Annotated in this window: 26 protein-coding genes; 5 read left to right on the top strand and 21 right to left on the bottom strand. The window is 64.9% G+C overall.

Translation table 11 applies throughout. From position 1 onward, the window contains the following. The first annotated feature begins 85 nt into the window (after window positions 1-85). A complete protein-coding gene (locus VCS63_RS12635) occupies window positions 86-1087 on the top strand; it encodes a YgfZ/GcvT domain-containing protein (RefSeq protein WP_104653430.1) in 1002 nt (333 codons plus the stop codon). Between the two features lie 74 nt (window positions 1088-1161). Here the strand turns inward: VCS63_RS12635 and VCS63_RS12630 are convergent, their stop codons facing one another. The 7 genes from VCS63_RS12630 to VCS63_RS12600 all read right to left on the bottom strand — a co-directional run bounded on the left by VCS63_RS12630 (window position 1162) and on the right by VCS63_RS12600 (window position 6643). Further along, window positions 1162-1851, bottom strand: a complete 690-nt coding sequence (locus tag VCS63_RS12630; RefSeq protein ID WP_063640822.1) for a VIT1/CCC1 transporter family protein — start codon at window positions 1849-1851, stop codon at window positions 1162-1164. A gap of 75 nt (window positions 1852-1926) precedes the next feature. Further along, window positions 1927-2364, bottom strand: a complete 438-nt coding sequence (locus VCS63_RS12625) for a PaaI family thioesterase (RefSeq protein ID WP_042793339.1) — start codon at window positions 2362-2364, stop codon at window positions 1927-1929. Between the two features lies 1 nt (window position 2365). Continuing rightward, complete coding sequence (gene mmsB / locus VCS63_RS12620; protein ID WP_042793338.1) at window positions 2366-3256, bottom strand: 3-hydroxyisobutyrate dehydrogenase; 891 nt, start codon at window positions 3254-3256, stop codon at window positions 2366-2368. A 95-nt stretch (window positions 3257-3351) separates the two neighbouring features. Continuing rightward, the gene (locus VCS63_RS12615) at window positions 3352-4527 is read right to left on the bottom strand and encodes an enoyl-CoA hydratase/isomerase family protein (protein WP_063640823.1); all 1176 of its coding nucleotides are present in this window, start codon (window positions 4525-4527) and stop codon (window positions 3352-3354) included. Then, complete coding sequence (locus VCS63_RS12610) at window positions 4524-5678, bottom strand: acyl-CoA dehydrogenase family protein (protein WP_063960985.1); 1155 nt, start codon at window positions 5676-5678, stop codon at window positions 4524-4526. The genes VCS63_RS12615 and VCS63_RS12610 overlap by 4 nt, the downstream gene beginning before the upstream one ends. A gap of 193 nt (window positions 5679-5871) precedes the next feature. Further along, a complete protein-coding gene (locus VCS63_RS12605; RefSeq protein WP_323879935.1) occupies window positions 5872-6219 on the bottom strand; it encodes an RnfH family protein in 348 nt (115 codons plus the stop codon). After that, a complete protein-coding gene (locus VCS63_RS12600; protein ID WP_164794560.1) occupies window positions 6209-6643 on the bottom strand; it encodes a type II toxin-antitoxin system RatA family toxin in 435 nt (144 codons plus the stop codon). Before VCS63_RS12600 ends, VCS63_RS12605 begins: the two co-directional genes overlap by 11 nt. A 128-nt stretch (window positions 6644-6771) precedes the next feature. Here VCS63_RS12600 and smpB point away from each other — a divergent pair, with 128 nt between their 5' ends. Then, window positions 6772-7245, top strand: a complete 474-nt coding sequence (gene smpB, locus VCS63_RS12595; RefSeq protein ID WP_042793334.1) for an SsrA-binding protein SmpB — start codon at window positions 6772-6774, stop codon at window positions 7243-7245. Window position 7246: 1 nt separating this feature from the next. Here smpB and VCS63_RS12590 read toward each other — a convergent pair whose 3' ends face one another. The 3 genes from VCS63_RS12590 to VCS63_RS12580 form a co-directional block, all read right to left on the bottom strand. Then, the gene (locus VCS63_RS12590) at window positions 7247-8434 is read right to left on the bottom strand and encodes a GGDEF domain-containing protein (protein ID WP_323879933.1); all 1188 of its coding nucleotides are present in this window, start codon (window positions 8432-8434) and stop codon (window positions 7247-7249) included. A 25-nt stretch (window positions 8435-8459) separates the two neighbouring features. Beyond that, complete coding sequence (locus VCS63_RS12585; RefSeq protein WP_042796984.1) at window positions 8460-9386, bottom strand: SPFH domain-containing protein; 927 nt, start codon at window positions 9384-9386, stop codon at window positions 8460-8462. Between the two features lie 96 nt (window positions 9387-9482). Beyond that, window positions 9483-9917 (bottom strand): NfeD family protein, encoded by a 435-nt coding sequence (locus tag VCS63_RS12580; protein WP_042793332.1) that lies wholly within the window; start codon window positions 9915-9917, stop codon window positions 9483-9485. A gap of 170 nt (window positions 9918-10087) precedes the next feature. Between VCS63_RS12580 and VCS63_RS12575 the strand changes: the two genes are divergently transcribed. Next, window positions 10088-10825, top strand: coding sequence for a glutamine amidotransferase (locus VCS63_RS12575; protein WP_042793331.1), 738 nt, complete (start codon window positions 10088-10090; stop codon window positions 10823-10825). 110 nt (window positions 10826-10935) lie between these two features. Next, window positions 10936-11778: a bifunctional transcriptional activator/DNA repair enzyme AdaA gene (locus VCS63_RS12570; protein WP_149064695.1), complete on the top strand. Its 843-nt coding sequence runs from the start codon at window positions 10936-10938 to the stop codon at window positions 11776-11778. 72 nt (window positions 11779-11850) lie between these two features. Here VCS63_RS12570 and ppsA read toward each other — a convergent pair whose 3' ends face one another. Then, window positions 11851-14217: a phosphoenolpyruvate synthase gene (ppsA, locus tag VCS63_RS12565; protein WP_042793330.1), complete on the bottom strand. Its 2367-nt coding sequence runs from the start codon at window positions 14215-14217 to the stop codon at window positions 11851-11853. A gap of 192 nt (window positions 14218-14409) precedes the next feature. Here ppsA and VCS63_RS12560 point away from each other — a divergent pair, with 192 nt between their 5' ends. Beyond that, the gene (locus tag VCS63_RS12560) at window positions 14410-15237 is read left to right on the top strand and encodes a pyruvate, water dikinase regulatory protein (protein WP_042793329.1); all 828 of its coding nucleotides are present in this window, start codon (window positions 14410-14412) and stop codon (window positions 15235-15237) included. A 16-nt stretch (window positions 15238-15253) separates the two neighbouring features. Here VCS63_RS12560 and VCS63_RS12555 read toward each other — a convergent pair whose 3' ends face one another. The 10 genes from VCS63_RS12555 to rseP form a co-directional block, all read right to left on the bottom strand. Then, complete coding sequence (locus VCS63_RS12555; protein WP_254594468.1) at window positions 15254-15658, bottom strand: hypothetical protein; 405 nt, start codon at window positions 15656-15658, stop codon at window positions 15254-15256. Between the two features lie 82 nt (window positions 15659-15740). After that, window positions 15741-16529 (bottom strand): TrmH family RNA methyltransferase, encoded by a 789-nt coding sequence (locus tag VCS63_RS12550; RefSeq protein ID WP_175198931.1) that lies wholly within the window; start codon window positions 16527-16529, stop codon window positions 15741-15743. Continuing rightward, window positions 16526-17134 (bottom strand): ribonuclease HII, encoded by a 609-nt coding sequence (rnhB, locus tag VCS63_RS12545; RefSeq protein WP_042793327.1) that lies wholly within the window; start codon window positions 17132-17134, stop codon window positions 16526-16528. Before rnhB ends, VCS63_RS12550 begins: the two co-directional genes overlap by 4 nt. Next, window positions 17121-18317, bottom strand: a complete 1197-nt coding sequence (gene lpxB / locus VCS63_RS12540; protein ID WP_323879930.1) for a lipid-A-disaccharide synthase — start codon at window positions 18315-18317, stop codon at window positions 17121-17123. Before lpxB ends, rnhB begins: the two co-directional genes overlap by 14 nt. Then, on the bottom strand, window positions 18314-19108 hold the full coding sequence (gene lpxA, locus VCS63_RS12535) for an acyl-ACP--UDP-N-acetylglucosamine O-acyltransferase (RefSeq protein WP_063960976.1): 795 nt from the start codon (window positions 19106-19108) through the stop codon (window positions 18314-18316). The genes lpxB and lpxA overlap by 4 nt, the downstream gene beginning before the upstream one ends. After that, on the bottom strand, window positions 19109-19564 hold the full coding sequence (gene fabZ, locus VCS63_RS12530) for a 3-hydroxyacyl-ACP dehydratase FabZ (RefSeq protein WP_008167730.1): 456 nt from the start codon (window positions 19562-19564) through the stop codon (window positions 19109-19111). Window positions 19565-19631: 67 nt separating this feature from the next. Next, a complete protein-coding gene (gene lpxD, locus VCS63_RS12525) occupies window positions 19632-20729 on the bottom strand; it encodes a UDP-3-O-(3-hydroxymyristoyl)glucosamine N-acyltransferase (RefSeq protein WP_042793326.1) in 1098 nt (365 codons plus the stop codon). Between the two features lie 17 nt (window positions 20730-20746). Further along, the gene (locus VCS63_RS12520; protein WP_042793325.1) at window positions 20747-21307 is read right to left on the bottom strand and encodes an OmpH family outer membrane protein; all 561 of its coding nucleotides are present in this window, start codon (window positions 21305-21307) and stop codon (window positions 20747-20749) included. A 109-nt stretch (window positions 21308-21416) separates the two neighbouring features. Next, window positions 21417-23750, bottom strand: coding sequence for an outer membrane protein assembly factor BamA (gene bamA / locus VCS63_RS12515; RefSeq protein ID WP_042793324.1), 2334 nt, complete (start codon window positions 23748-23750; stop codon window positions 21417-21419). A gap of 53 nt (window positions 23751-23803) precedes the next feature. After that, complete coding sequence (rseP, locus tag VCS63_RS12510) at window positions 23804-25135, bottom strand: RIP metalloprotease RseP (protein WP_076813094.1); 1332 nt, start codon at window positions 25133-25135, stop codon at window positions 23804-23806. Between the last annotated feature and the right edge of the window lie 13 nt (window positions 25136-25148).

Below are 25148 nucleotides of genomic sequence, written 5' to 3'. Positions count from 1 at the left end.
TCCATGCGCGCGGCGGGGGCATGGCCCAACCCGGAGGGGAACACGGCTATCATCAGCACTTTGATGACGCGATAACTCCGCCTCCATGCACGCTTTCCATTCTTCGATTCCCGCCCGCGCAGAAGGTTGCGCACAAATTGCGCCGCTGGACGATTTCCTGGTTTTCGCCGCGTCTGGCGCGGACGCCCTCGCCTTTCTGCACGGCCAGCTCACGCAGGACGTCACCGGCCTGCCCCAGGACGCCGCCCGCCTGGCCGGCTACTGCACGGCCAAGGGTCGCCTGCTGGCAACCCTGGTGATGTGGCGCGGCGCCGCGAACGGCTCGGACGACGCGCCCCAACTCTACGGCATGGTGCGCCAGGACCTGGCGCAGGCACTGCTCAAGCGCCTGTCGATGTTCGTGCTGCGCGCCAAGGCCAAGCTTGCCGCCACGCCGCTGCACGTGGCCGGCGTATCGGCGTCGGCCTCCGAAGCCGCTACGTTGGAAGCCGCAGCCGGCCCCCTGCCACGCGCCGCCTGGCAACGCGCCGATCTGCCATCCGGCACCTGGATCGCCGCGCCGTCGGCCGACGCCCGCCTGCGCTGGTGGTGGATCGCATCGGACGAACAGCTGGACCAGGCGGCCGCGCTGGCCGGCGCGCTGGGACTGGCGCCCGCCGCGCAATGGCATGCCGCAGACCTGGCCGCGGGCATACCGTGGATCACGGCGGCGACGCAAGACGTATTCATCCCGCAAACGGTGAACCTGGACCTGATCCAGGGCGTCAGCTTCACCAAGGGCTGTTATCCGGGCCAGGAAGTCGTGGCGCGCAGCCACTACCGGGGCACCGTCAAGCGGCGCATGGCCTTCGGCACCATTACCGACGCCGCCATCCAGGCTCCGGCACTGGCCGGGGTGGACGTCTACGACGCCACCCAGCCTGGTGAGCCCACCGGCCGCGTGGTGGACGCCGCAGGTGAACAAGGCGTGGTATCGGTCCTGTTCGAAACCACGCTCGCGGCCCTGCCTGAAGGCGACCTGCGCCTGGGCGCCGCGGACGGCCCGCGCATTTCGGCGGCCCCGCTGCCCTATTCCATTACGCCGTAAACCCGCGGCCCGCCATCGCGCGCGGGCCCGCTCCCAAGCCCGCGCAGCCAGCCCTGTCCGAAGCGGGCGTGGCGCTATACCGCCACGCCGAACAGCGCGCCCACGCCCGCCGTGACCGCCATCGCCAGGCCACCGAGGATCGTCACGCGCAGCGCGGCCGGTCCCTTGGGCGCGCCGCCCGCTCCCGCGGCCAGGGCGCCCAGGGCGGCCAGGCAGGCTACCGAAGCTCCAATGACCCAGACGATCAATTGCGGCAAGGGTGCCGCCGCCGCCACGGCCAGCGGCAGTGCCGCGCCGCCGGCGAACGAAGCGGCGGACGCCACGGCTGCCTGCACCGGACGGGCGCGGTTATGGATGGATATGCCCAGTTCGTCGCGCGCGTGCGCATCCAATGCGTTGTGGCTGGTCAACTGGCGCGCCACCTGCGTCGCCAGGTCGCGCGTGAGGCCGCGCTCCACGTAGATATCGATAAGTTCGGCCAGTTCTTCGCCGGAATTGCGCTTGAGGGAGCGCTGCTCCATGCGCAGGTCCGCGGCCTCGGTGTCGGCCTGCGACCGCACCGACACATACTCGCCCGCCGCCATCGAAAGCGCCCCAGCCACCAATCCGGCCATGCCGGAGGTCAGGATGGCCCCATGCGTGGCCTGTGCCGCCGCCACGCCGGTAATCAGGCTGGCCGTGGACACGATGCCATCGTTTGCGCCCAGCACGGCGGCTCGCAGCCAATTGCTGCGGAAAATCCGATGATGTTCTTTTGAAGGCATTGCCAGATACCCGTGCACCACGCGATAAGCGCGCAGCGGATCCACCCATCAGGCCGACACCGCCGCGCGCAGGATTCAACGCGGCGTCACGCGCACCGCGGTAAGCAAGCCTATCACGCAAAGCGTGGCCTGCTCACCATCGTAGGCATGCACCTCCACCTGGCAGACCGACAGGCGTTTGCCAGGCTTGACCACGCGGCCGCTGGCGACAAAGCGGCTACCCTTGGCGGGCGCCAGGAAGTTCATTTTGAACTCGGAAGTCAGCACGTCCTCGCCCGGGGCGAACAAGGTATAGGCTGCATAGCCTCCGGCGCTGTCGGCAATGGTGGTGGAAATGCCCGCGTGCAGAAAACCGTTCTGCTGGCAGAGGTCGGCGCGGTAGGGCAGCACGATGTCCACCCTTCCCGGCTCCACGACGTCCAACCCCGCGCCCAGCAAAGTCATGATGCTTTGCTGGGCGAAACTCGCCTGGACCCGCGCGGCCGGGTCCGGCGATGCTTGCGATTGCGCCATGTCAGTCCTGCTCGCGCTTGACCAGGTTGACGATGCTGGAGAAGTCCAGCTTGCCCGACCCGCCGGCGCTATGCAGCGAATACAGGTTGCGCGCCAGCTCGCCCAGCGGAATGGATGCCCGCGCCGACAAGGCGGCCTCGGCTGCCAGCCCCAGGTCCTTCAGCATCAGGTCCACGCCAAACCCGCCCGCGTAACCCTTGGAGGCAGGAGCGTGCTCCATCACGCCGGGCCAAGGGTTGTAGAGTTCCGTCGCCCAGTTGCGGCCGGAACTCTTGGCGATGATGTCCGACAGGACTTTCGGGTCCAGCCCGTTGGCCACGCCCAGCGCCAGGGCCTCGGAAGTGCCCGCCATCAGGATGCCCAACAGCATGTTGTTGCAGATCTTGGCCACCTGGCCGGCGCCTGCCGGACCGGCGTGGAAGATGTTCTTGCCCATCTTTTCCAGGACGGGACGGGCGCGCTCCAGCGCCGCGCCCTGGCCGCCGACGATGAAGGTCAGCGTGCCCGCCGCCGCGCCGCCGGTGCCGCCGGAAACCGGGGCGTCGATCATGGCAATGCCGCGCACCTCGGCGGCCTGGGCCACCTTGCGCGCCGAATCCGGCGCGATGGTGCTGCACTCGATGACCAGCGCGCTCGAGGGAATCTTGCCCAGCAGGTCCTCGCCCAGGTACAGCCCTTCGACGTGCTTGCTGGCCGGCAGCATCGAAATGACCACTTCCGCGCCCTTGACGGCGTCCGATGCGGAAGCGGCCGCCTTGGCGCCGGCGTCCGTCAGGCTCTTCACCGCCGCCGGCACCAGGTCAAAGACCGTCAGACTATGGCCGGCCTTGACCAGGTTCAATGCCATGGGCGCGCCCATATTGCCCAAACCGATAAACGCGATACTGCTCATGATGTCTTGTCTCCTGTTGCTATTGCTATAGGTGTGGAACTCGTGCCCTGCATTGCGGCGCCGGCCGGCCGAGGCGGCTGCGCCGCCCCAAGGTCCTAGCGTCCTTCCTTGCCCAGGTCCTCCAGCGGATGGGGCTCGCCCTCCGGCCAGGGCTCATCAAAGAATTTCTGCACCCAGGCGTCGGTCGCCATGTCGATGACGGCCGGATTCCAGCGCGGCTTCTTGTCCTTGTCGATCAGCAAGGCACGGATGCCTTCGGCGAAATCGCCGTGGCTGGTGCACGCCAGCGCTGCGATGTACTCGGCGCGGAACACATCGTCCAGCGAACGCAGGCGCAAGCGCTGCTGCAGCGCGAACGATAGCCGCGCGGATCCCGGCGAGCCGGCCAACATCGTCGTCGCGGCCCGTGCCAGCCACGGGTCTTCGTGATCTTTCAGCCTCGCCAGATCTTCGTAGATCTCGTCCAGGCGGTTGCCATTGCACAGATTGTTGATCAGGAACGCATGCTGGCGCAGGTTGCCCGGCGCCAATGGCGTCTGGGGCTCCAGTGCGGTCAACGCGCGTCGCAGCAGGCCGTCGTTGATCGAGCGTGGCGCGATGGCGTCTTCCGCGCCGCCCGCCGCCTGACCGGCCCAGGGCTGTTCCTCGAGCGAGGCCAGCAGCTTGGGCCAATCCGCATGATCCAGGCGGAAGTCCGCCAGGCCAGCATAGAAAGCGTCGGACGTCCCCAGTTGTGCGCCCGTCAGCGCCAGGAATAAGCCGATCCTGCCAGGCATGCGGTTCAGCAGCCAGCTGCCGCCCACGTCCGGAAACAGGCCTATCGTGATCTCCGGCATCGCCAGGCGGGAACTTTCGCTGACGACGCGGTGGCTGGCGCCCATCATCAGGCCGATGCCGCCGCCCATGACAATGCCATGGCCCCAGCACAGCACCGGCTTGGGATAGGTGTGGATCCGGTAGTCCAGCCGGTATTCGTGCTCGAAGAAACGGCGCGCATAGGCGTTGTTCCAGCCCGGCTTGCCGGCATTCTCCGTCATGCTGCGGTACAGCCCGTGCAGGTCTCCGCCCGCGCAGAAAGCCTTTTCGCCCGCGCCTTGCATGACCACCAGGGCCACGCCCGGGTCGCGTGCCCAGGCATCCAGCCGCTCGGCCAGCAGGTCCACCATTTCCAGTGACAGGCCGTTCAGGGTTTGCGGCGAATTCAGCGTCGCAATCCCGAACCGTACTCCATTGGCAGCGGTCTTCTCTTCGAACAGCACCGGTGCGTTCATCTTATGTCGGCTCCTTTTTCCAACAATTGGCGGGCGATGATCACGCGCATGATCTCGTTGGTTCCCTCCAGAATCTGATGAACGCGAGTATCGCGCACCAGACGCTCCAAGGGATAGTCTCTCAGGTATCCGTAGCCGCCGTGGATTTGCTGGGCGTCCAGGCAGATCTGGAAACCCATGTCGGTCGCGAAGCGCTTGGCCATGGCGCAGTAGGTCGCCGCATCGGGTGCCCCGGCATCCAGTTTGCAGGCCGCCAGGCGCACCATCTGGCGGGCCGCCACCAGGTGCGTGGCCATGTCGGCCAGCTTGAATTGCAGGGCCTGGAATTCCGCCAACCGGCGGTTGAACTGGCGGCGTTCATCCATGTACCGCCGGGCGGCGTCCAGCGCGCCCTGCGCCGCGCCAACCGAGCAAGTGCCGATATTGATGCGCCCGCCGTCCAGGCCCTTCATGGCGATCTTGAAGCCCTCGCCTTCCTGGCCCAGCATATTGGCCGCCGGCACGCGTACGTTCTCGAAGGTGATGGGGCGTGTGGACTGGCTGTTCCATCCCATCTTCTCTTCTTTGCGACCGTAGCCGATGCCCTCGCTGTCAGCCGGAATCGCGAATGCGCTGATGCCGCCCGCGCCTTCGCCGCCCGTGCGTGCCATGACCACCAGCAGGTCCGTGTCGCCACCGCCCGAAATGAACGCCTTGGCGCCGTTGATGATGTAATCGTCGCCCTGGCGCTGCGCCCGGGTCGACAACGACGCGGCATCCGAACCCGCGCCCGGCTCGGTCAGGCAGTAGGACGCCAGTTTCTGGCCGCTGGCCAGCAACGGTCCCCAAGCCTCGCGCAACGCAGGCTGTCCCCAGTTACCGACCATCCAGGTTGCCATGTTGTGTATGGTCAGGAAGGCAGTGGTCGATGGGTCCACCGCCGCCATCTCCTCGAACACCAGGGTGGCGTCCAGGCGCGGCAGGCCCAGGCCGCCGATGTCCTCGCTGGCATAGATGGCGCAAAAGCCCATTTCGCCCGCCCGGGCGAAGGCCTCGCGCGGAAAAATGCCTTCGGCATCCCAGCGCGCGGCGTTGGGCGCCAGTTCACCTTCAGCGTAGTCTCGCGCCGCCTGCGCAAACGCGCGTTGCTCGTCGGTCAGTTCCAAGTCCACAGCCTGTCTCCTGTTGTACTGAGTATTGTCTGTTGGCGTTGCTGCCGTCTCGTGAACGCCAGCCCGTCGATTTTGACATGACGTTGACGTAAACGTAAATGCGTGACGATGCTTATGTTACGCCGGAAGCGCCGGCAAAATTTGTCTTGTTCGCGACATTGTGCGGGGCGGCTCGCCGCCCGCGGAATGATTCCTACAGCAACCCGGCCGGACGGACGCGGCCGTTCTTCGCCGTCTTGGCTCGCCGGTGCTCGGCGCGTCGACGCCGGGATTCCTTGGGATCGAAACTCAGGCCGCGATAGATCTCTACCCGATCCCCGTCCGCCAATCTGGCCTGCGGTTCGGTAACCCGGCCGAAAATACCCACACCCCTGCTCCAGGGCTGCACCACGGGAAATGCCTCGGCGAAACCGCTGGCTGCCAATGCGTCGGCAACGGTGGCGCCGTCCGGCAGGCGCAGTTCGCGCAGCCAGACGTGGCCAGGCAAGGCATAACAGACGCTGACGCCGATGTGCGGCGCTGCGGGCGGCTCATTCACCATACTTGGCCTGCGCGCGCTTGGTGAAGGAATCAATGAAGCTGGTGGCGATACGGTTGAACACCGGCCCCACCACCATTTCCAGCGCCCGGTTGGAAAACGCGTATTCCATGGTGAACAGGACCTTGCAGGCATCCTCGGCCAGCGGCTGGAATTCCCAGTGACCGACCAGGCTGGAAAACGGCCCGTCGACCAGTTCCAGATCGATCCGCTCGGGATAGGCATGGGTATTGCGGGTAGTGAAGCGCTGCTTCATGCCCGCGAAGCTGATAAGGATGGAGGCCTGCATGCCGTGCTCATCGCGAGTCTGCACCTCGGCGCCGCCGCACCACGGCATGAACTCGGGGTACTTCTCCACGTCGGCGACCAGATCGAACATCTGGGCGGCGCTGTATGGCACCAGGACGGATCGTTGTACTTTGTGCATCGACTATCGCAAATGGCTAGAATGGCACGATTTTACCGGCACAACACGACCTGGGGCCAAAAACGGCCATGCCAAGGCCACGGCACTCAGCCAGGCACCCGAAGCAGGCACTCAGGCACAAAGGCTTTATGAGCATTATCGACAATCGCAAGGCCACGCACGACTATTTCATCGAAGACCGCTACGAGGCCGGCCTGGTGCTGCAAGGCTGGGAAGTCAAGGCGATCCGCGATGGCCGCGTGCAGCTCAAGGAAAGCTACGTCATCGTGCGCGACGGCGAGCTCTACCTTTTGGGCATGCACGTCAGCCCCCTGCCCACGGCCTCCACGCATATCCATCCCGATGCCATGCGCACGCGCAAGCTGCTGCTCAAGGCCGAGGAAATCAGCAAGCTCATCGGCAAGGTCGAGCAGCGCGGGTACACGCTGGTGCCGCTCAACCTGCATTACAAGAACGGGCGTATCAAGCTGGACTTCGCCCTGGGCCGCGGCAAGAAGCTCTTCGACAAGCGCGACACCGCGCGTGAAAAAGACTGGCAGCGCGAGAAAGAACGCATCATGAAGCACGACACCCGCGCCCCGCGCCGCGGCAAGGACGACTGATTCAGGCGGCCTCGGGCAGCGACTGGCGTTCCGCCTCCTGCCCTGGGCCCGTGATGCGGTTGCGCCCCGCCGTCTTGGAGGCATACAGCTTGCGGTCGGCCCGCTCGAAAAAAGCCTGCAGGCTTTCCCCGGGCATCCAGTCCGCCACGCCGGCGCTGAACGTATAGGAAATGGTGCTGCCGCCATGCGCGCAGGGCGTGCGCCGCACCGAATCAAGCAGCCTGCCGGCCACATCGAGGACCGCGTCGCTGCGCATGTCCGGGAACAGCACCGCGAACTCCTCGCCTCCCACCCGCCCGACGTGATCGCCCGTGCGCAGCGTCGCGGTGGCCAGCAAACCGAAGTGGCGCAGCACCGCATCGCCGGCCGCATGGCCGTGGGTATCGTTGATGCGCTTGAAATGGTCGATATCCAGCAACAGCAGCGTCAGCGGCCGCCGCGTGCGCAAGGCCTGGGCGCAATAGCGCTCCGCCTGCAGCCACCATGCCTTGCGCGACATCAGGCCTGTCAGGAAATCCGTGCTGGCTTCTTGTTCGCGGTCGGCCAGCATCCGATCGTGGATGATCATGATGGTGCCCAGGGTCAGGCACGGCATCGTCAGCACGCCCAGCGTCATGAACGCGATGTTCCACGCCGTGGGCAGCAGCAAAGCCTGCGGCGTCGCGATGTCGAACATGTAGACGACGGCGCGCAACCCGCACACCGCGGCGGACACCAGGGCAACCACGCGCACGAAATGGTAGCTGTAGCGCGACCGGTTCAGCGGCATGCCCCGCTTCACCGTGATGGCTATCGCCACCATGAAGCCGAACATCAGCCACGACATGACCACCAGGCGCGGCCCGACCTGGGGTTCGATATAGGTATGGAATGCCAGCGCCAGTAACGCCGCTCCGGAGGCCAGCGTCATCAGGCGCCTGGGCACGGGCAGGCCCACCAGGCGGCGCAAACCCGTGTAATACGCGCACAGCGCCAGCGCGACCGCCGCATTGGCCGCGATCACCGACACCCATAACGGCGCATCGGTCACCTGAAACGCGTAAAGCCCGAAGGCCGTCAGCGTCAGGAGATTGGCGCGTATCGCCTCTTTGATGCCCGCCATGCCGCTGCGGGCAAGCGACCCGAGCACGCACAGCGCAAGCAATCCCGCCAATGCTGCTATCAAAAGCAAGTTAACGGGAGCGATCATCGTCTGGCGCCGCCGGGCGCGGTTATCAACTGTTGCGGGTGGACTTCACAATGGTCATGGCGGAGGCGATCATGCCGCCCACGTCCGACAGGTTTGCCGGCAGGATCAGCGTATTGCCTTCCTTGGCGACGTTGCCGAAAGCCTCGACGTAGCGCTCCGCCACCTTCAGGTTCACGGCCTCCATGCCGCCCGGCTGACGCACGGCATCGGCCACCTGGGTGATAGCCTTGGCCGTGGCCTCGGCGATGGCCAGCACAGCCGCGGCCTCGCCCTGCGCCTGGTTGATCTGCGCCTGCTTCTCGCCTTCCGAACGGGCGATCGCCGCTTCGCGTTCGCCGGTAGCGATATTGATCTGTTCCTGGCGACGACCTTCGGAGGCCGCGATCAGGGCGCGCTTCTCACGTTCGGCGGTGATCTGCGCCTGCATCGCGCGCAGGATTTCGTTGGGCGGCGTCAGATCCTTGATCTCGTAGCGCAGGACCTTCACCCCCCAGTTCAGCGCCGCCTCGTCCAGCGAAGACACGATGTTGCTGTTGATGGAGTCCCGCTCTTCGAAGGTACGGTCCAGTTCCATCTTGCCGATGACCGAGCGCAGCGTGGTCTGCGCCAGTTGCGTGATGGCCGAAATATAGTTCGACGAGCCATACGACGCGCGCATGGGATCGGTCACCTGGAAATACAGCACGCCATCGACCTGCAACTGCGTGTTGTCACGCGTGATGCAGACCTGGCTGGGCACGTCCAGCGGAATTTCCTTGAGCGAGTGTTTGTACGACACGCGCTCGATGAACGGAATGACGAAGCCCGCGCCGGGCGACAGGACGCGGTCGAACTTGCCCAGGCGCTCGACCACCCAGGCGTGCTGCTGCGGCACGATGGCGATCGCCTTGATGACTATCAGGATCGCCAGTGCGACGATGACGAGCAGGACGATGGTGGATGTGTCGATCATCATGATTCGGAGCCTCTCCTAGTGAATACATTTGCGGGAACCGCCCGAACGGCGCGGATGCCCGCTGCCGGCCCCGCTTGCGGCGGGCCGGCGCGGTCAGGCCGAGCCGGGCGTGCCCTTGGGGGTCAATACCAGGATCGAGCCGCGCATTTCAGTGATGGTCTGTTCGCCGGCCACCGGCGCCTGGCCCTGGGCCAGTTCCGCCTGCCAATGCGCGCCGCGGTACCAGACCCGCGCAGTGCCCTGGTCGGACCACGCCTCGACCGATACCGTTTGGCCGATGTCCAGGTTGACGTCCGCGTTGCGGGCGGAATCGACCTCGCGCTTTTTCAACACGCGGGTCTTGCGCAGGACCAGCAAGCCCAGCAGCAGCACGATGCCGCAGGCCACGAGCTGCCATTCCAGGGCGGCGCCGAACCATGCGGCCACCCCTCCCGCCGCCAGCCCGAGAGCCACCAGCAGGAGGTAGAAAGTGCCGGTCGCCAATTCCCCGATCAGGGCCAGCGCGGCCAGTCCCAGCCAAATCCACATAGTTTTCCTTCGCCCGAAAGGATGAGTATCTGAGCGGAATTGTACGTATTTCCGGGACGGAACGGTAAAGGCGCTTTCCTCAGGGACCGGAGCACTGGATTATGATGTGCGCTGGCGGTGGAAATCCCTCTGGAACCCGGCGCCCGTATCCTTTAGGCACAAGCCCCCCAATGACCGCTGCAATACCTTCCGTTCTCCCCGTCCTGATCCTGCACACCGGCGATCCGGACGATACGCTCAAAAGCCAGTTCGGCGGCTATGCCGAACAACTCGCGCAAGCCGCCGGCCTGACGGCCGAGGCCATGGAAATCGTGCCGGTGCACGAAGGCAAGCGCCCGCAGGCCCCGTCCCGCTACCGCGCCGCGCTGATCACGGGCTCGCCCGCCATGGTGACCGACAAGGAACCCTGGAGCGAAGACACCGCCGCCTGGCTGCGCGAAGCCGCTGCCGCGGGCCTGCCCATGTTCGGCGTGTGCTACGGCCATCAATTGCTGGCCTACGCGTTGGGCGGCAAGGTCGGCTACAACCCCGCCGGACGCGAGGTCGGCACACAGACGGTGGAACTGCTGCCCCCGGCGGCCGGCGACAAGCTGCTGGCCGGATTGCCCTCCACCTTCCCCGCCCAGATGCTGCATGCGCAGACCGTGCTGCAGCCGCCCCCAGGCGCCGCCGTGCTGGCGCGCTCGGATCTGGATGAGCACCAGATGATCCGCATCGGGCTCAACGTGTTCTCGACTCAGTTCCACCCCGAATTCGGTCCTGACTTCATCCGCGCCCACCTGGAACGTTTCGGCCGCCGCTATGCTGCTGAAAACCTGGACGTTCCCGGTTTGTCGGCCAACGTGCGCGCCACGCCGGTGGCGGGCGGCCTGTTGCGGCGCTTCCTCGACGCCTACGCGCCGGCATAGCGTCCCATGGGTCGCGCGGCGCCCCCGCGCAACATCCGGAGTGCGGCGGCGGCCGGCCTTTGAGACGATGGGTCCAAGCGCGTGAATCCGCGCGCAACAGGAGCTTTTTCATGAACCAAGCCGCCGCCCTGAGCAAACAGCACGCCGCCGCTGTCGAACGCGCCTGCCGCGCACTGGAAGCCGAGCAGCCGCCCGATCTGTCCACCCTGGCCGAACAGGCCGGCATGAGCCGCTTCCACTTCCACCGCGTGTTCAAGGCGGCCACCGGCATCACGCCCAAGGCCTATGCCGACGCCCTGCGTGCCAGCCGCGCCCGCCAGCAGCTCAAGCAGAGCGCCAGCGTCACGGACGCCATGTATGACGCCGGCTTCAATTCCAGCGGCCGCTTCTACGAAGCCGCTCCCGCCATCCTGGGCATGACGCCCACCGCTTTCCGCAAAAACGGCGAGGGCGTGGACATCCGTTTCGCGGTCGCGCAATGCTCCCTGGGCGCCCTGCTGGTAGCGGCCAGCGACACGGGTATCTGCGAGATCGCCCTGCACGAAGATCCGGAACAACTGGTGCGCAATCTTCAGGACCGCTTCAAGGCCGCCCGCCTGATCGGCGCCGACGCACAGTTCGAAGACTGGGTGGCGGCGGTGGTCGGCTTCGTGGAGGACCCGGCGCGCGGCCTGGACCTGCCGCTGGACGTAAGAGGCACAGCCTTCCAGCGCCGGGTGTGGCAAGCCCTGCGCGAGATCCCCGTGGGCGAGACCGCCACCTACACCGACATCGCCGAACGCATAGGATCGCCGCGAGCCGTGCGCGCCGTGGCCCGCGCCTGCGCCACCAACAACATCGCGTTGGCCATCCCCTGCCACCGCGTGGTCCGTACCGACGGCTCCCTCGCCGGCTACCGCTGGGGCATCGACCGCAAGCGCGAGTTGATCGCGCGAGAAGCGCTGGCAGCGTAATCCGCGCCGTAATCCGGGCAATAAAAAACCCCGCGCCCTTGCAGTCGCGGGGTTTTCACATCAGCAGAACGATCAGTTCTTGGCCAGGCGCTGCCAGGTATCGACAACGGTGTCCGGATTGAGCGACATCGACAGGATGCCCTCTTCCTTCAGCCATTGCGCGAAGTCCGGGTGGTCGCTGGGGCCTTGGCCGCAAATGCCCACGTACTTGTTCGCGGCCAGGCAAGCCTTGATCGCGCGGCGCAGCATGAACTTCACCGCATCGTCGCGTTCGTCGAAGTCGGCGGCCAGCAGTTCCATGCCCGAATCGCGGTCCAGGCCCAGCGTCAACTGGGTCATGTCGTTCGAGCCGATCGAGAAGCCATCGAAATACTGCAGGAACTCATCAGCCAGAATGGCGTTGGACGGCACTTCGCACATCATGATGAGCTTCAGGCCGTTCTCGCCGCGCGCCAGACCGTGCTTGGCCAGCAGGTCCACCACCTTGGCCGCCTGGCCCAGGGTACGCACGAAGGGAACCATGATTTCGACGTTGGTCAGACCCATTTCATCGCGCACCTTCTTGAGCGCTTCGCATTCCATGCGGAAGCACTCGGCGAAGTCCTCGGCGATGTAGCGCGACGCGCCGCGGAAGCCCAGCATGGGGTTCTCTTCCTCGGGCTCGTAGCGCGAACCGCCGACCAGCTTGCGGTACTCGTTGGACTTGAAGTCCGACATGCGCACGATGACGGGCTTGGGGTAGAACGCGGCAGCGATGGTGGCCACGCCTTCGGCCATCTTCTCGACAAAGAACGCGCGCGGGCTGGCATGGCCGCGGGCAGCCGATTCCACGGCCTTCTTCAGTTCGCCGTCGACGTTCGGATAGTCCAGCACCGCCTTGGGGTGGATACCGATGTTGTTGTTGATGATGAATTCCAGGCGGGCCAAGCCCACGCCGCCGTTGGGGATCTGGGCAAAATCGAAGGCCAGTTGCGGATTGCCCACGTTCATCATGATCTTCAGATCGATCGGGGGCATGTCGCCGCGACGCACTTCTTCCACTTCGGTCTCGATCAGGCCGTCGTAGATGCGGCCTTCGTCGCCCTCGGCGCAAGACACGGTCACTGCCTGGCCTTCCTTCAGGACGTCGGTCGCGTTGCCGCAGCCCACGACCGCAGGAATACCCAGTTCGCGCGCGATGATCGCCGCGTGGCAAGTACGGCCGCCGCGGTTGGTGACAATGGCGGACGCACGCTTCATCACGGGCTCCCAGTTGGGATCCGTCATGTCGGTGACCAGCACGTCGCCCGGCTGGACCTTGTCCATGTCGGAAATATCGCCAACCACGCGCACCGGGCCCGCGCCGATCTTCTGACCGATCGCGCGGCCGGTGATCAGGACCTGGCCGGTAGCCTTCAGGCGGTAACGCTGCTGCACGTCGTTCGCGCCCTGCTGCGACTTCACGGTTTCCGGACGCGCCTGCAGGATGTAGATCTTGCCGTCGATGCCGTCGCGGCCCCACTCGATGTCCATCGGGCGGCCATAGTGCTTCTCAATGATGACGGCGTAGCGGGCCAGTTCGTTGACCTCGTCGTCGGTCAGCGAGTAGCGGTTGCGTTCGGACACCGGCACGTCGACCGTGCGCACGGCGCGGCCTTCGGGGCGCTCCGGATCGAACTCCATCTTGATCAGCTTGGAGCCGATGCGGCGGCCCACGATCGGGTAATGGCCCTGGGCCAGCGTCGGCTTGAAAACGTAGAATTCGTCGGGGTTGACCGCGCCCTGCACCACCGTTTCGCCCAGGCCGTAGGAAGAGGTGATGAACACCACGTCCTGGAAGCCCGATTCCGTGTCGATGGTGAACATGACGCCGGCGCTGCCCTTGTCGGAACGCACCATGCGCTGGATGCCGGCCGACAAGGCGACGTCGGCATGGGCGTAGCCCTTGTGCACGCGATAGGAAATGGCGCGGTCGTTGTACAGCGACGCGAACACGTGGCGGATCTTGTCCAGCACGTCGTCGATGCCGACGACGTTCAGGAAGGTTTCCTGCTGGCCGGCGAACGAGGCGTCGGGCAGGTCTTCGGCGGTGGCGGAAGAGCGCACGGCGAACGAGCCCTTGCCGTCAGCGTCCAGCTTGGCAAAGGCTTCGCGGATCTGCGATTCGAACTCAGGCGAGAACGGGGCGTCGATGATCCATTGACGGATCTGCGCGCCGGCGTTGGCCAGTTCGCGCACGTCTTCGGGGTTCAGCGTGGTCAGGCGTTCGGCGATGCGCTTGTCCAGGCCGGAAGCCTTGAGGAAGTCGCGGAAGGCGTCAGCGGTCGTGGCGAAGCCGCCCGGCACGCGGACACCCGCGCCAGACAGCTGGCTGATCATTTCGCCTAGTGATGCGTTCTTGCCTCCTACCGAGTCCACGTCCGTCATGCGGAGCTGCTCGAACAAAACAACGTACGACATTGAAGTCACCTTTTACAATGGAATGAAAGCGAGTTTGGTCAATGCATCAGGAAGCTGGATCACAGCTGGATCACAGCCCCAATTTACGCGCTGACCAAACTGGCCTTGGACCGCCCTTGGGGTGACTTATAGGGGCCTGATTGTACTCGGTGGAGTGCGTCCGGCCATCTGCCTGGTTGGAATTTTTTACACATGACATCTACCCCGATCGTACGCACGGTATACATCGTTTCCGACAGTACCGGCATCACCGCAGAAACCTTCAGCCAGTCAGTGCTTTCTCAGTTTGAAGAGGTCAATTTCAAGCCTGTCCGCCTGCCTTTCGTGGACACGCTGGAAAAGGCGGCCGAAGTGGCCATGCGCATTGACCGCAGCGCCCAGGAAGCGGGGGTGCCCCCGATCGTATTCAGCACCTTGGTCAACCCGGACATCCTGGCGCGTGTTCGACAGGCGAACGGGGTATTCCTTGATCTGTTCGGCACCTTCGTCAGCCACATCGAGCAGGCGCTGGGCCTCAAATCCAGCCATTCGATCGGCCGCTCCCACATGCAGGCCAATTCGGAAAAGTACCGCAACCGCATCGACGCCATCAACTTCAGCCTGGCGCATGACGATGGCCAATTCGTCAACCAGCTGGACCAGGCGGACGTAATCCTGGTCGGCGTGTCCCGTTGCGGCAAGACGCCCACCAGCCTTTACCTGGCCATGCAGTACGCCATCAAGGCGGCCAATTTCCCCCTGACGCCGGACGATTTCGAACGTGGCACCCTGCCCTCGACCATCGCCCCGCACCGCGGCAAGCTGTTCGGTCTGTCGATCCAGCCCGAACGCCTGGCCGAAGTCCGCAACGAACGCCGCCCCAACAGCCGTTACGCGCAATTGGAGCAATGCCGCTACGAAGTGGCCGAGGCCGAGCGCATGATGCGCCGCGAAGGGATTTCGTGGCTGTCCAGCACCACCAAATCGATCGAGGAGATCGCCACAACGGTGCTGCAGGAAGTGGGCCTGGACCGGGGCTGAGAGCCCGCCCAGGGCATTATTGACGCATCGACACGGGCAGCGCCACCGGCCGCGACAGAGGCAGGTACAGGCGCTCTCCCGGCAGATACACGCCAAGCACTTTGCCGGACGAGGCCACGAAGCCTGCCTCGCCTCGACGGCCCGGAAGCGAAAACGGGCCGTCGGCCGCTCGGTAAACGTCGCCCTGTGGCAGTGCCCCCATCCGCACCCACCTGGACGACGCCGGCAGGTTGACAGCAGTCTTGTCCGGCAAGGCTCCCGACACCGCCCGGGACAACTGGATCACGTAAGCCGACTCTGAAACGTCGGCCCTGACCATGCCAACCGTCTGGGGGCCGCTGGAACCGCAGGCGCTCAGGGCCAGCGCGCACGCGCCGGCCAGCAGCAGCACGCGCCCTGCAAGCGCGCACCTTCGACCCAATCCATAAGCCAGCAGCGACGCCATCATTTTCCCTTCGGGATGACTAGGGGCGGGAAATGCCCTCACAGCCGCAAAAATAGCGTCAGCGCCGGGCGCCGCGCAATACCTGGCGCCGTTGCTCGAACAGGCAGATGGCGGCGGCGGCGCCTACATTGAGCGATTCCACGGCGGCCATATCATGCGGAATGCAGACTTTGAGGCGGGCTGCCGCGAGCAGCTCCGCCGCCACGCCCTGGCCTTCGTGGCCGAATACCCATGCACATCGTTCAGGCAAGTCGCCCTCGTACAGGTTGCGCGCACCGTCCAGCGCGGTCGCGACCAGCGGCACCTTGAATCGGGGCAGCAAGGCGGGCAGATCGACCTGCTCGTGGATGGCCAGCGCAAAATGGGCTCCCTGTCCGCTGCGCAGCACCTTGGGCGACCAGGCGGCCGCCGTGCCCGTCGCCAGGAAGACTCGTTTCACGCCCGCTGCGGCGCAGGTACGCAACAGGGTGCCGACATTGCCGGGATCCTGGATGCGATCGAACAACACGCAATTCTCATCCACGGTGTCGGGCAGCTCCGGCGCCGGCGGGGTCACCAGGAAGGCGACGCCCTGCCCGCTCTCGACGGCCGCCAGGGACTGCATCAAGCGCGCATCGAGGGCCAGGCAGTCGCGCTCAGGCACGGCCGCCGCCAGCGCGGCGATATCGGGCTGCGACAGCCGCTCCACATCGAAAACCGCCTGGTCGGGCGCGCCATGATGCTGCAGCCAGGCCTGACACAGGTGCACGCCATCCAGCAGCACCGGCGCGCCGCGTTTGCCCGCCGTGCCGGCCAGCTTGGCCAGCGCCTTGACCGCGGGGTTGTCGCGTGAACTGATGTGCTTCATGAAGTCAGGCCGAAGGCCTTGATAGGAGCGAAACTGCGGCGGTGTTCGGCACAAGGGCCGTGCTCGCGCAGCATCTGCAGATGCAACGGGGTGCCATATCCCTTGTGCTGGTCAAAGGCATACTGGGGATACAGCGCATGCAGGCGCAGCAGATCCGCGTCGCGCGCCGTCTTGGCAAGAATGGACGCCGCCGAAATCGCGGGCACCAGCGCATCGCCCTTGATGACCGTCTGCACCGTGCAGCCCAGCTTGGGCGCCTGATTGCCGTCCACCAGCGCCAACTGCGGCAGGGTAGCCAGTCCCTGGACCGCCCGCTGCATTGCCAGCATAGTGGCACGCAGGATGTTCAAGCTGTCGATCTCGGCCACGCTGGCGCTGGCGATGCACCATGCCAGCGCGCACTCCTGGATCTCCAGCGCCAGCGCCTCTCGCGTGGCGGCCTTGAGCACCTTGGAGTCCGCCAGGCCCGCTATCGGGCGCGCCGGGTTCAAAATGACGGCCGCCGCGTACACCGCGCCGGCCAGCGGGCCGCGCCCGGCTTCGTCCACACCCGCCGTGACCATGGCAGGCTGCTCCGGCGCCACGAACAGGTCAGGCTGCTCCACCGGCCACCTCAAGGATCGCCTGGGCGGCCAGCGCGGGCGTATCGCGCAGCAGCTCCTGGTGCATGGCCGTAAAACGGGCCTCGATACGCGCCCTGCCGGCGTCATCGGTCAAGGCAGTCCAGGTCGCTTCCGCGAGCTTTTCGGGCGTGGCGTCGTCCTGCAGCAACTCCGGCACGGCGAAATCACGCAGCAACACGTTCGGCAGGCCAACCCAGGGTAGATAGGGGCGCTGCTGGCCGGACTTCCAGGCCATGATGCGGCGCATCCATGGCGACAAAACGTAGGAAATCACCATGGGGCGCTTATACAGCGCCGTTTCCAGCGTGGCGGTGCCACTGGCCACCAGCACTGCGGTGGCGGCCTCCATGACGGACCAGGCCACGGGCGCCTGGCGCTCTCCCCCCTCGCCGTGCAGATCGTTCGCGGTGATGCACCGCAGTCCCGGCACGGGATACTGCGCCAAAATGGCTTGGAACTCCGCGCGGCGCTGGTCATTGACCATGGGAACCACGCATTGCAGCGCCGGATCCTTCTTTTGCAGGATCTGCGCGGCCTGCAGGAAGCGCGGGGCCAGCAGACGAATCTCGGAAGAACGGCTACCCGGCAAAATCGCCAGCACCCGCGCGTCCTGATCGATACCCAGGCGTTCGCGCGCGGCGGCACGGTCGGGCTCCATGGGGATGGCCCCTGCCAGCGGATGCCCCACGTAAGTGACCGGAATGCCTTCCTTGCGGTAAATCTCTTCCTCGAACGGGAACAGCACCAGCATATGCGATACCGACTCGCGGATCTTGTGGATGCGCTCGTAGCGCCAGGCCCAGATCGACGGCCCCACGAAATGGACGGTCGGTGTGCCGGCCTGGCGCAGTTGATGCTCCAGGCGCAGGTTGAAATCCGGCGCGTCGATCCCGACGAAGACTTTGGGCGGCTCCGCCAGCCAGCGCCGCTTGACGTCCCGATAGGTACCGAGCAGGCTGGGCAGGCGCTTGAGCGCGTCCACGTAGCCGAACACCGTCAAGGCGTGCATGGGATGCCATGCGTCGAATCCATGGGCCTGCATCTGAGGCCCGCCTATGCCTTCGCAGCGGACGTCGCCATCGCGCGCTTGCAGACCGGCAATGATGCGACCGGCCAGCAAATCGCCCGAGGGCTCGCCGGCCACCATGCCGATCCGTGCGCTCATGGGCGGATGATGCCGCGGCTTGCGACGTCCAGGAAATCGAGCAGGATCTGGAGCTGCGGGGCGACCTCGGGTTCCGCCTGCTGGCGGGCCCGCAATTCGGCCCGCGCCGCATCCAGGGACAGCCCCCGGCGATAAATGATCTTGTAGGCGTCCCGCAACGCAGAAATGTCGGCGGGCGTGAAACCGCGGCGCTTCAGCCCTTCCACGTTGATGCCCACGGGGCGGCACGGATTGCCCGCCGCCAGCACGAACGGCGGCGTGTCCTGCATGAGAGAGCTGTTGCCGCCCGTCATGCTGTGCGCGCCAATGCGCGAGAACTGATGCACGCCGGTCAAGCCACCCACGATGGCCCAGTCGCCGACGTGGACGTGACCACCCAGTTGCACCGAATTGGCCAGGATGGTGTTGCTGCCGATATGGCAATCGTGCGCCACGTGCACATACGCCATGATCCAGTTGTCGTCGCCCAGCGTCGTGACGCCGCCATCCTGCACGGTGCCGGTGTTGAGCGTCACGTATTCGCGGAAGGTGTTGCGATCGCCGACGACAAGGCGGGTGGGCTCGCCCTTGTACTTCTTGTCCTGCGGCATGCCGCCAACCGAGCAATAGCGGTAGAAGCGGTTGTCACGCCCAATGGTCGTCACCCCGTCCACCATGCAGTACGGGCCAATCTCGGTCCCCGCGCCAATGGTCACATCGGGACCGATGGTCGCAAACGGACCCACGACCACGGTCGGGTCGAGCTTTGCCGCCGGATCAACGACGGCGGTGGGGTGAATGTTTCCTGCCATTTACTCTTCCAGGCTGCGGATCGCGCACATCAGCTTGGCGGAAGCGACTTCCTGCCCGTCCACCGTCGCGCGCGCTTGGTACTTACAGATGCTGCGGCTCAGACGTTCGGCTTCCACCTCGATGCGCAATTGGTCGCCCGGCACGACGGGACGGCGGAAACGCGCGCCGTCGATGCCGACCAGGTAATACGCGGTCTTGGATCCTTCGCACTTCAAGCCACCGTTCTCGTCGGTGAACGAGAACAGGGCCGAGGCCTGAGCCATCGCTTCCACAATGAGCACGCCCGGCATGACCGGGTGGTGCGGGAAATGGCCGTTGAAAAACGGTTCATTGATCGAGACGTTCTTGATGGCCACGATGGACTTGCCGGGCACCATTTCGACGACGCGGTCAATCAGCAGCATCGGGTAACGATGCGGCAGCCTCTCCATGATCCCCTTGATGTCGAGTTCCATTTTTCTATGCTTTCCTGCGAAGTAAAGTAATCGTGCGGCGCGGACGCGCCAAAGGCGGCGGCGCGCCTCAGTCTTTTTCCAGTGTCCGCACGCGCCGGCGCAATTGCGCCAACTGTTGTATCACGGCGGCGTTGCGCTGCCATTCGCCATGTTCCGCATACGGGAAGACGCCCGTATAGCGTCCAGGCTTCGAAATGCTGGACGTCACCGCGGTGCCGCCCGAAATGTGCACATCGTCGCCCAGGGTCAGGTGACCCGACAGCATGGCCGCTCCGCCGATGGTGCAGCGCTCGCCTATGGTGGTCGAGCCAGCCACGCCCACGCAAGCCGCAATGGCGGTGTGCGCGCCGATCCGGCAGTTGTGGGCAACCATGATCTGGTTGTCCAGCTTGACGCCATCGGCCAGGATGGTGTCCTCCAGCGCGCCACGGTCAACGGTGGTGTTGGCGCCGATTTCGACATCGTCGCCGACGGTTACACCGCCGAGCTGCGGAATCTTGCCCCAGGCGCCCTTGCCCAGGGTGGGATCCGGAGCAAAACCGAAACCATCCGCACCCAGCACGGCGCCGCTATGGATGATCGCGCGTGCGCCAACCGTGACCCCGTCATACAGCGTAACGTGGGCATACAGCCGGCTGCCCGGTCCTACGGACGAACCTGCGCCGATCACGCAGCCGGGTCCGAGAACGGCATCGCGACCGATGCGCGCGCCAGATTCGACAACGCAGTGCGGGCCGATACGCACGCCCTCTTCGATCGTGGCGTCAGCAGCGACCACCGCGGAAGGATGGGTGGATGCAGGCAACGCGGGCCGCCTCGCGGCGTCGAACCATTGCGCCACTCGGGCGTAAAGCAGATAGGGATGCTGACAGACAACCAACGCAAACGGCGGCCGGGCGTTGCCCTCGGCTTCCAGAGCCTGGGCCACGTCGGGCGAGACGATGACCGCCCCTGCCTGCGTGGCGCCCAGCTGGCTCTGGTAGCGGGGATTGGCGAGGAAAGCGATTTCCTGCCGACCCGCCGATGACAAGGTTCCGATGCCACAGACTCGCATGGAGTCCGCACCGGGAACTGCGCTGATACGCCAGTCCATTCCCTGGGTGTTGGCGGCGCTCAACAGTGCTTCCAGCGTTGGAGCGCGGGCAAGATCCAGTAAAACCGGCATGACGTGACAGGTGCTGCTTACTTGCCCAGGCTCTGGATCACCTTGTCGGTGATGTCGATGCGCGGGTTGACCGTCACGGCATCCTGAATGATCAGGTCGTAGTTTTCCTGCTCGGCGATGCGCTTGATGGCGTCATTGGCCTTCGTCACGATGCCGGAGAATTCTTCGTTGCGGCGACGGTTGAAGTCCTCCTGGAACTCGCGGCGCTTGCGCTGCAGGTCGGTGTCCAGGTTGGAGAGCTCGCGCTGGCGCTTGACGCGGTCGGACTCCGACAGCACGGGAGCGTCCTTGTCGAACTTCTCGGCTTGCGAACGCAGGCTGTTGTTCAGGCGCTGGAGCTCGTCATCGCGCTTCTTGAATTCGGCTTCGATCTTGCTTTGCGCTGCCTTGGCCGGACCCGACTCGCGCAGGATCCGCTCGGTATTGACGAAACCGATCTTCGTGCCTTGCGCCTGCGCGGGAATCGCGGCAGCCGAACCGAGAATGAGCGCACCTACCAGGGCAATGGAGCCGCCCAGCTTGCCGCGGCGCTTGGCGCGCAGCGAATTCGAAGTTTTAAGTGCGGAATCAGACATCATGAAAATCTCACCTTCCAGTAAGGCAAAGCCAAAGTGTGTATTGTGCCACTAAACAGCAAGGGAGCCGGCTGTGGGCCTTTCTCCCTTGTTTTCAAGCGTAACGGCGCGCTTAGAAACCCGTTCCGATCTGAAACTGGAAACTTTGCTTGTCGTCGCCCGGCTTCGAATTCAGCGGTCGGGCATAGGACAGTTGCAGCGGTCCCATCGGCGACTGCCACGACAGGCCGATACCGGCCGAGAACCTCCAGCCGCAAGGATCCTCGACCTCGCTGCCGGGCTTGCCGTTGGTGCAGCTCAAGCCGCTGCCGGCCGAAACCTGGCCCGCATCCGAGAAAATGAACCAACGCAGGGTGCGATCCTTGGACGCGCCCGGGAACGGCAGGTACAGCTGCGCGTTGGCGATAATGCGCCGCGTGCCGCCCAGGTAGTCGCCCGTCTTCGTATCGCGCGGACCCAGCGACGAGCCTTCGTAACCGCGCACCGTGCCGATACCGCCGGCATAGACGTTCTTGATAACCGGATAATCCTTGCTGCCGTAGCTCTGGCCCCAATCCACCATGCCGTTCAAGGCCAGCGTATAGGAGCCGCCCAGCGGCACGAAGTACTGTTGCTGGGCCGTCAACATCGTGTACTGCAGATCGATGGTCGACAGATCGGCCTTCAGGCGGGTGTAGCCGCCCTTGGTCGGCGCCAGCGCGCTGTCGCGCGTGTCCTTGGTCCAGCCGGTGGTGAAGATCACCGAGTTGGTCGAATCGCCGTAGTCCTCGACGAACTTGTCGTAGGCAGCCGGCGAATTGCTGAACAGATCGATCTGGTTACGTTCGAAGTTCGCGCCCAGCATGATCCGGTCGTATTCCGAGATCGGCACGCCGAAGTTCATGCCCAGGCCCATGGCCTTGACGCGGTAGTCGCCGTCGTTGTTGTTCCACGGCTCGGTCACGCGATAGTACGCGGACGTGGTGCGGCTGATGCCGTCCTTGGTCCAGTACGGGTCGGTATGCGACAGAACCACGGCCCGGTTGGTCTTGCTGGTGTTCAGTTGCAGCGTCAGGTTGGTACCGCTGCCGAAGACGTTGTCTTCACTGATACCGGCCGACAGAATGGCTTTTTCCGACGAGCCGTAGCCCACGCCCAGGTTGATCATGCCGGTGGGCTTTTCCTTGACGTCCACGTTGACGTCGACCTGGTCGGGCGAGCCCGGGACCGGGTCGGTCTTGACGTTGACGTCGCTGAAATAGCCCAGGCGGTCGACGCGGTCGCGCGAGGTCTTGATGTCTTTGGCGTCGTACCAGGCAGCTTCCTGCTGGCGCATTTCGCGGCGCACGACTTCGTCGCGCGTGCGGGTGTTGCCGCCGATCTGGATGCGGCGCACGTAAACGCGGCGGCTGGGATCGACGTAGAACGTCAGGTCGGCCTCGTGCTTGGCACGGTCCAGCTGCGGGTTCGGGTTGACGTTGGCAAACGCGTAGCCCAGTTCGCCCAGGTAGTCGGTGATGGCCTTGGCCGAACCGTTGGCCTTGGCGGCCGAGAAGGTCTCTTCCGGCTTGATCTCCACCAGGGCGTTGATTTCCTTGTCCAGGCCCAGCAGATTGCCGGCCAGTTTCACGCTGCGCACCTTGTAGGGTTCGCCTTCGTGAACGGTAATCGTGATGCGGATGTCCTTGCGGTCGGGCGAAATCGTGACCTGGGGGGGCTCGACCGAGAATTCGAGATAGCCGCGGTCCAGGTAGAACGAGCGCAGGCGCTCCAGGTCGCCTTCGAGCTTTTCGCGCGAGTACTTGTCCGTATCGGTGTACCAGGTGAGCCAGCCGGGCGTGGTCAGCTTGAACTCGTCAAGCAGATCGCTTTCCGAGAAAGCCTTGTTGCCAACGAAGCGGATTTCCTGGATACGTGCAACGGAGCCTTCGAACACGTCGAAGCTCACGCCCACGCGGTTGCGCGGCAGGGGCGTCACGGTGGACGTCACCTCGATGCCGTACTTGCCCTTGGACAGGTATTGCTGCTTCAGTTCGTATTCGGCGCGCTCGAGCATGGAGCGGTCGAAAATGCGGCCTTCGGCAAAACCCACTTGCGCCAGCGAGGTGGTAATGGCCTTGGAATCGAACTCACGCATGCCGTTGAAGTTCACCGAGGCGATCGTCGGGCGCTCCTGCACCACCACCACTACGACGTTGTTGTCCGTCTGGATCTGTACATCGGTGAAAAAACCGGTGCCGTACAAGCGGCGGATGGCCTCGGTCGCCTCTTCTTCCGTGAACTTTTCACCCACCTTGACGGGGAGATAGCCGAAGACGGTGCCGGCGTCAGTTCGTTGAATACCCTCTACGCGGATATCCCGCACGACAAAAGGGTCGAAGGCGTGGGCGATGGCCGGTACCAGCAATGCGGCGATCAAACCCGGCAGTACACCCTTTTTGTGATGAAACATCCGGCGAAAAGACATCCTTGAGTATCCTCGGTCGTGCAAATGGCGGGGGATTTTATGCTAAATCGCGTTCAAGTGAACAAACGCGTGAAATCATTGAACAGCGCAAGCCCCATCAGGCTTGCCAATAAACCTATGCCGGCGCGCTGTCCGATATCGATCCACCTTGCTGGCGGCGGGCTACCCCGCACAATTTCGACGAGATAGTACAGCAGATGTCCACCGTCCAGCATGGGAATAGGCAGCAAATTTAGTACGCCGAGACTGATGCTGATCAAGGCGATATAAGCGATATACGCAACAATTCCGATTCTGGCGGTCTGGCCGGCGTAATCCGCGATGGTCACCGGACCACTGACATTGCGCCAGGAAACGTCGCCCGTGACCATGCGCCCCATCATGCGCAGCGAGAACCATGCGGTGTCCCAGGTGCGTACCGCGCCTTTCCACAAGCTCTCGAACACACCGTAACGCACGGTCACCATCGGGACGTCGCCGCCCAGCTGGACTCCCAGGCGGCCGATCACCTGGCCGTTGACGGTCTCGGCGCGCGGCGTGACGTTCACGGAAACATTGGCGCCGTCGCGCGCCAGCGTGAGCGCCAGGGTCTTGCCGGCGCTTTCCTGGATTTGCCGGACCAGCCCGCCGGTATCCGGCGTGGGCACGCCATTCACGGCAAGGATCAGGTCACCCGCGCGCAGGCCGGCGGCCTGCCCTTCGCCGCCGTCATTGACTACCCGCACGGCAGGCTTGGGCTGCGCCAGCCGGACCCCGGCTGCCGCCAGCGGATCGCCACCGGCCGGATCCATGCTGTTGGACGGCAGCACGAGCTCGCGTTGCTGGACGGCGCCTGCCGGGGTCTTTACCTCGATCAGGGCCTTGCCGCCGGTAGCCATGACATCCATCAGGCGCCAGCGCGCGTCGGACCACGAAGCCACCTCTTCGCCATCGATGGCCAGGATCCGGTCCCCCGAGATCAGGCCGGCCTGCGCGGCCGGCGTGCCGGCGGCAGGCTGGGCGATGACCGCCACGGGCTCCTCGGTGCCGGCCATGTTCAGGCCGGCGTACAGGAAAACCGCGAGGATGAGGTTGAATATGGGGCCGGCCGCGACAATGGCGATGCGCTGGCCGACGGGCTTGCTGTTGAACGCCCCAGCCGCCTCGGCGGCGCTCGCGCCCGCGGGAGGATCGTCTTGCATCTTGACGTAGCCGCCCAGCGGCAGGGCCGAAACCGCCCATTCGGTGCCGTGACGGTCCGTACGGCGCAGAATGACCTTGCCAAACCCAACCGAGAAGCGCAGGACCTTCACACCGCACAGGCGGGCCACCCAATAGTGCCCCAGTTCATGGAAGATGATCAGGGTGCCAAGCGCAACCGCAAAGGCCAGCAGGGTGAAAAGCATCGGGATCGGCGAA

Origin of the sequence: Achromobacter sp. D10 (assembly GCF_035282245.1) — a bacterium.
In the GTDB taxonomy this organism is placed as follows: Bacteria; Pseudomonadota; Gammaproteobacteria; order Burkholderiales; family Burkholderiaceae_B; genus Achromobacter; species Achromobacter insolitus.
Note: the sequence above shows the minus strand (reverse complement) of the source record. Positions and strands in the feature narration are given on the sequence as shown.

What these genes read in the sequence shown, in the direction of transcription:
- fabZ (WP_008167730.1), bottom strand. Translation starts at nt 19,564, where the DNA reads ATGGAACTCGACATCAAGGGGATCATGGAGAGGCTGCCGCATCGTTAC.
- VCS63_RS12575 (WP_042793331.1), top strand. Translation starts at nt 10,088, where the DNA reads ATGACCGCTGCAATACCTTCCGTTCTCCCCGTCCTGATCCTGCACACC.
- bamA (WP_042793324.1), bottom strand. Translation starts at nt 23,750, where the DNA reads ATGTCTTTTCGCCGGATGTTTCATCACAAAAAGGGTGTACTGCCGGGT.
- VCS63_RS12550 (WP_175198931.1), bottom strand. Translation starts at nt 16,529, where the DNA reads ATGAAGCACATCAGTTCACGCGACAACCCCGCGGTCAAGGCGCTGGCC.
- VCS63_RS12570 (WP_149064695.1), top strand. Translation starts at nt 10,936, where the DNA reads ATGAACCAAGCCGCCGCCCTGAGCAAACAGCACGCCGCCGCTGTCGAA.
- lpxA (WP_063960976.1), bottom strand. Translation starts at nt 19,108, where the DNA reads ATGGCAGGAAACATTCACCCCACCGCCGTCGTTGATCCGGCGGCAAAG.
- lpxB (WP_323879930.1), bottom strand. Translation starts at nt 18,317, where the DNA reads ATGAGCGCACGGATCGGCATGGTGGCCGGCGAGCCCTCGGGCGATTTG.
- VCS63_RS12615 (WP_063640823.1), bottom strand. Translation starts at nt 4,527, where the DNA reads ATGAACGCACCGGTGCTGTTCGAAGAGAAGACCGCTGCCAATGGAGTA.
- VCS63_RS12580 (WP_042793332.1), bottom strand. Translation starts at nt 9,917, where the DNA reads ATGTGGATTTGGCTGGGACTGGCCGCGCTGGCCCTGATCGGGGAATTG.
- ppsA (WP_042793330.1), bottom strand. Translation starts at nt 14,217, where the DNA reads ATGTCGTACGTTGTTTTGTTCGAGCAGCTCCGCATGACGGACGTGGAC.
- VCS63_RS12590 (WP_323879933.1), bottom strand. Translation starts at nt 8,434, where the DNA reads ATGATCGCTCCCGTTAACTTGCTTTTGATAGCAGCATTGGCGGGATTG.
- VCS63_RS12600 (WP_164794560.1), bottom strand. Translation starts at nt 6,643, where the DNA reads ATGCACAAAGTACAACGATCCGTCCTGGTGCCATACAGCGCCGCCCAG.
- VCS63_RS12635 (WP_104653430.1), top strand. Translation starts at nt 86, where the DNA reads ATGCACGCTTTCCATTCTTCGATTCCCGCCCGCGCAGAAGGTTGCGCA.
- VCS63_RS12560 (WP_042793329.1), top strand. Translation starts at nt 14,410, where the DNA reads ATGACATCTACCCCGATCGTACGCACGGTATACATCGTTTCCGACAGT.
- VCS63_RS12520 (WP_042793325.1), bottom strand. Translation starts at nt 21,307, where the DNA reads ATGATGTCTGATTCCGCACTTAAAACTTCGAATTCGCTGCGCGCCAAG.
- VCS63_RS12585 (WP_042796984.1), bottom strand. Translation starts at nt 9,386, where the DNA reads ATGATCGACACATCCACCATCGTCCTGCTCGTCATCGTCGCACTGGCG.
- VCS63_RS12630 (WP_063640822.1), bottom strand. Translation starts at nt 1,851, where the DNA reads ATGCCTTCAAAAGAACATCATCGGATTTTCCGCAGCAATTGGCTGCGA.
- VCS63_RS12605 (WP_323879935.1), bottom strand. Translation starts at nt 6,219, where the DNA reads ATGGTGAATGAGCCGCCCGCAGCGCCGCACATCGGCGTCAGCGTCTGT.
- rseP (WP_076813094.1), bottom strand. Translation starts at nt 25,135, where the DNA reads ATGCTTTTCACCCTGCTGGCCTTTGCGGTTGCGCTTGGCACCCTGATC.
- smpB (WP_042793334.1), top strand. Translation starts at nt 6,772, where the DNA reads ATGAGCATTATCGACAATCGCAAGGCCACGCACGACTATTTCATCGAA.
- mmsB (WP_042793338.1), bottom strand. Translation starts at nt 3,256, where the DNA reads ATGAGCAGTATCGCGTTTATCGGTTTGGGCAATATGGGCGCGCCCATG.
- lpxD (WP_042793326.1), bottom strand. Translation starts at nt 20,729, where the DNA reads ATGCCGGTTTTACTGGATCTTGCCCGCGCTCCAACGCTGGAAGCACTG.
- VCS63_RS12625 (WP_042793339.1), bottom strand. Translation starts at nt 2,364, where the DNA reads ATGGCGCAATCGCAAGCATCGCCGGACCCGGCCGCGCGGGTCCAGGCG.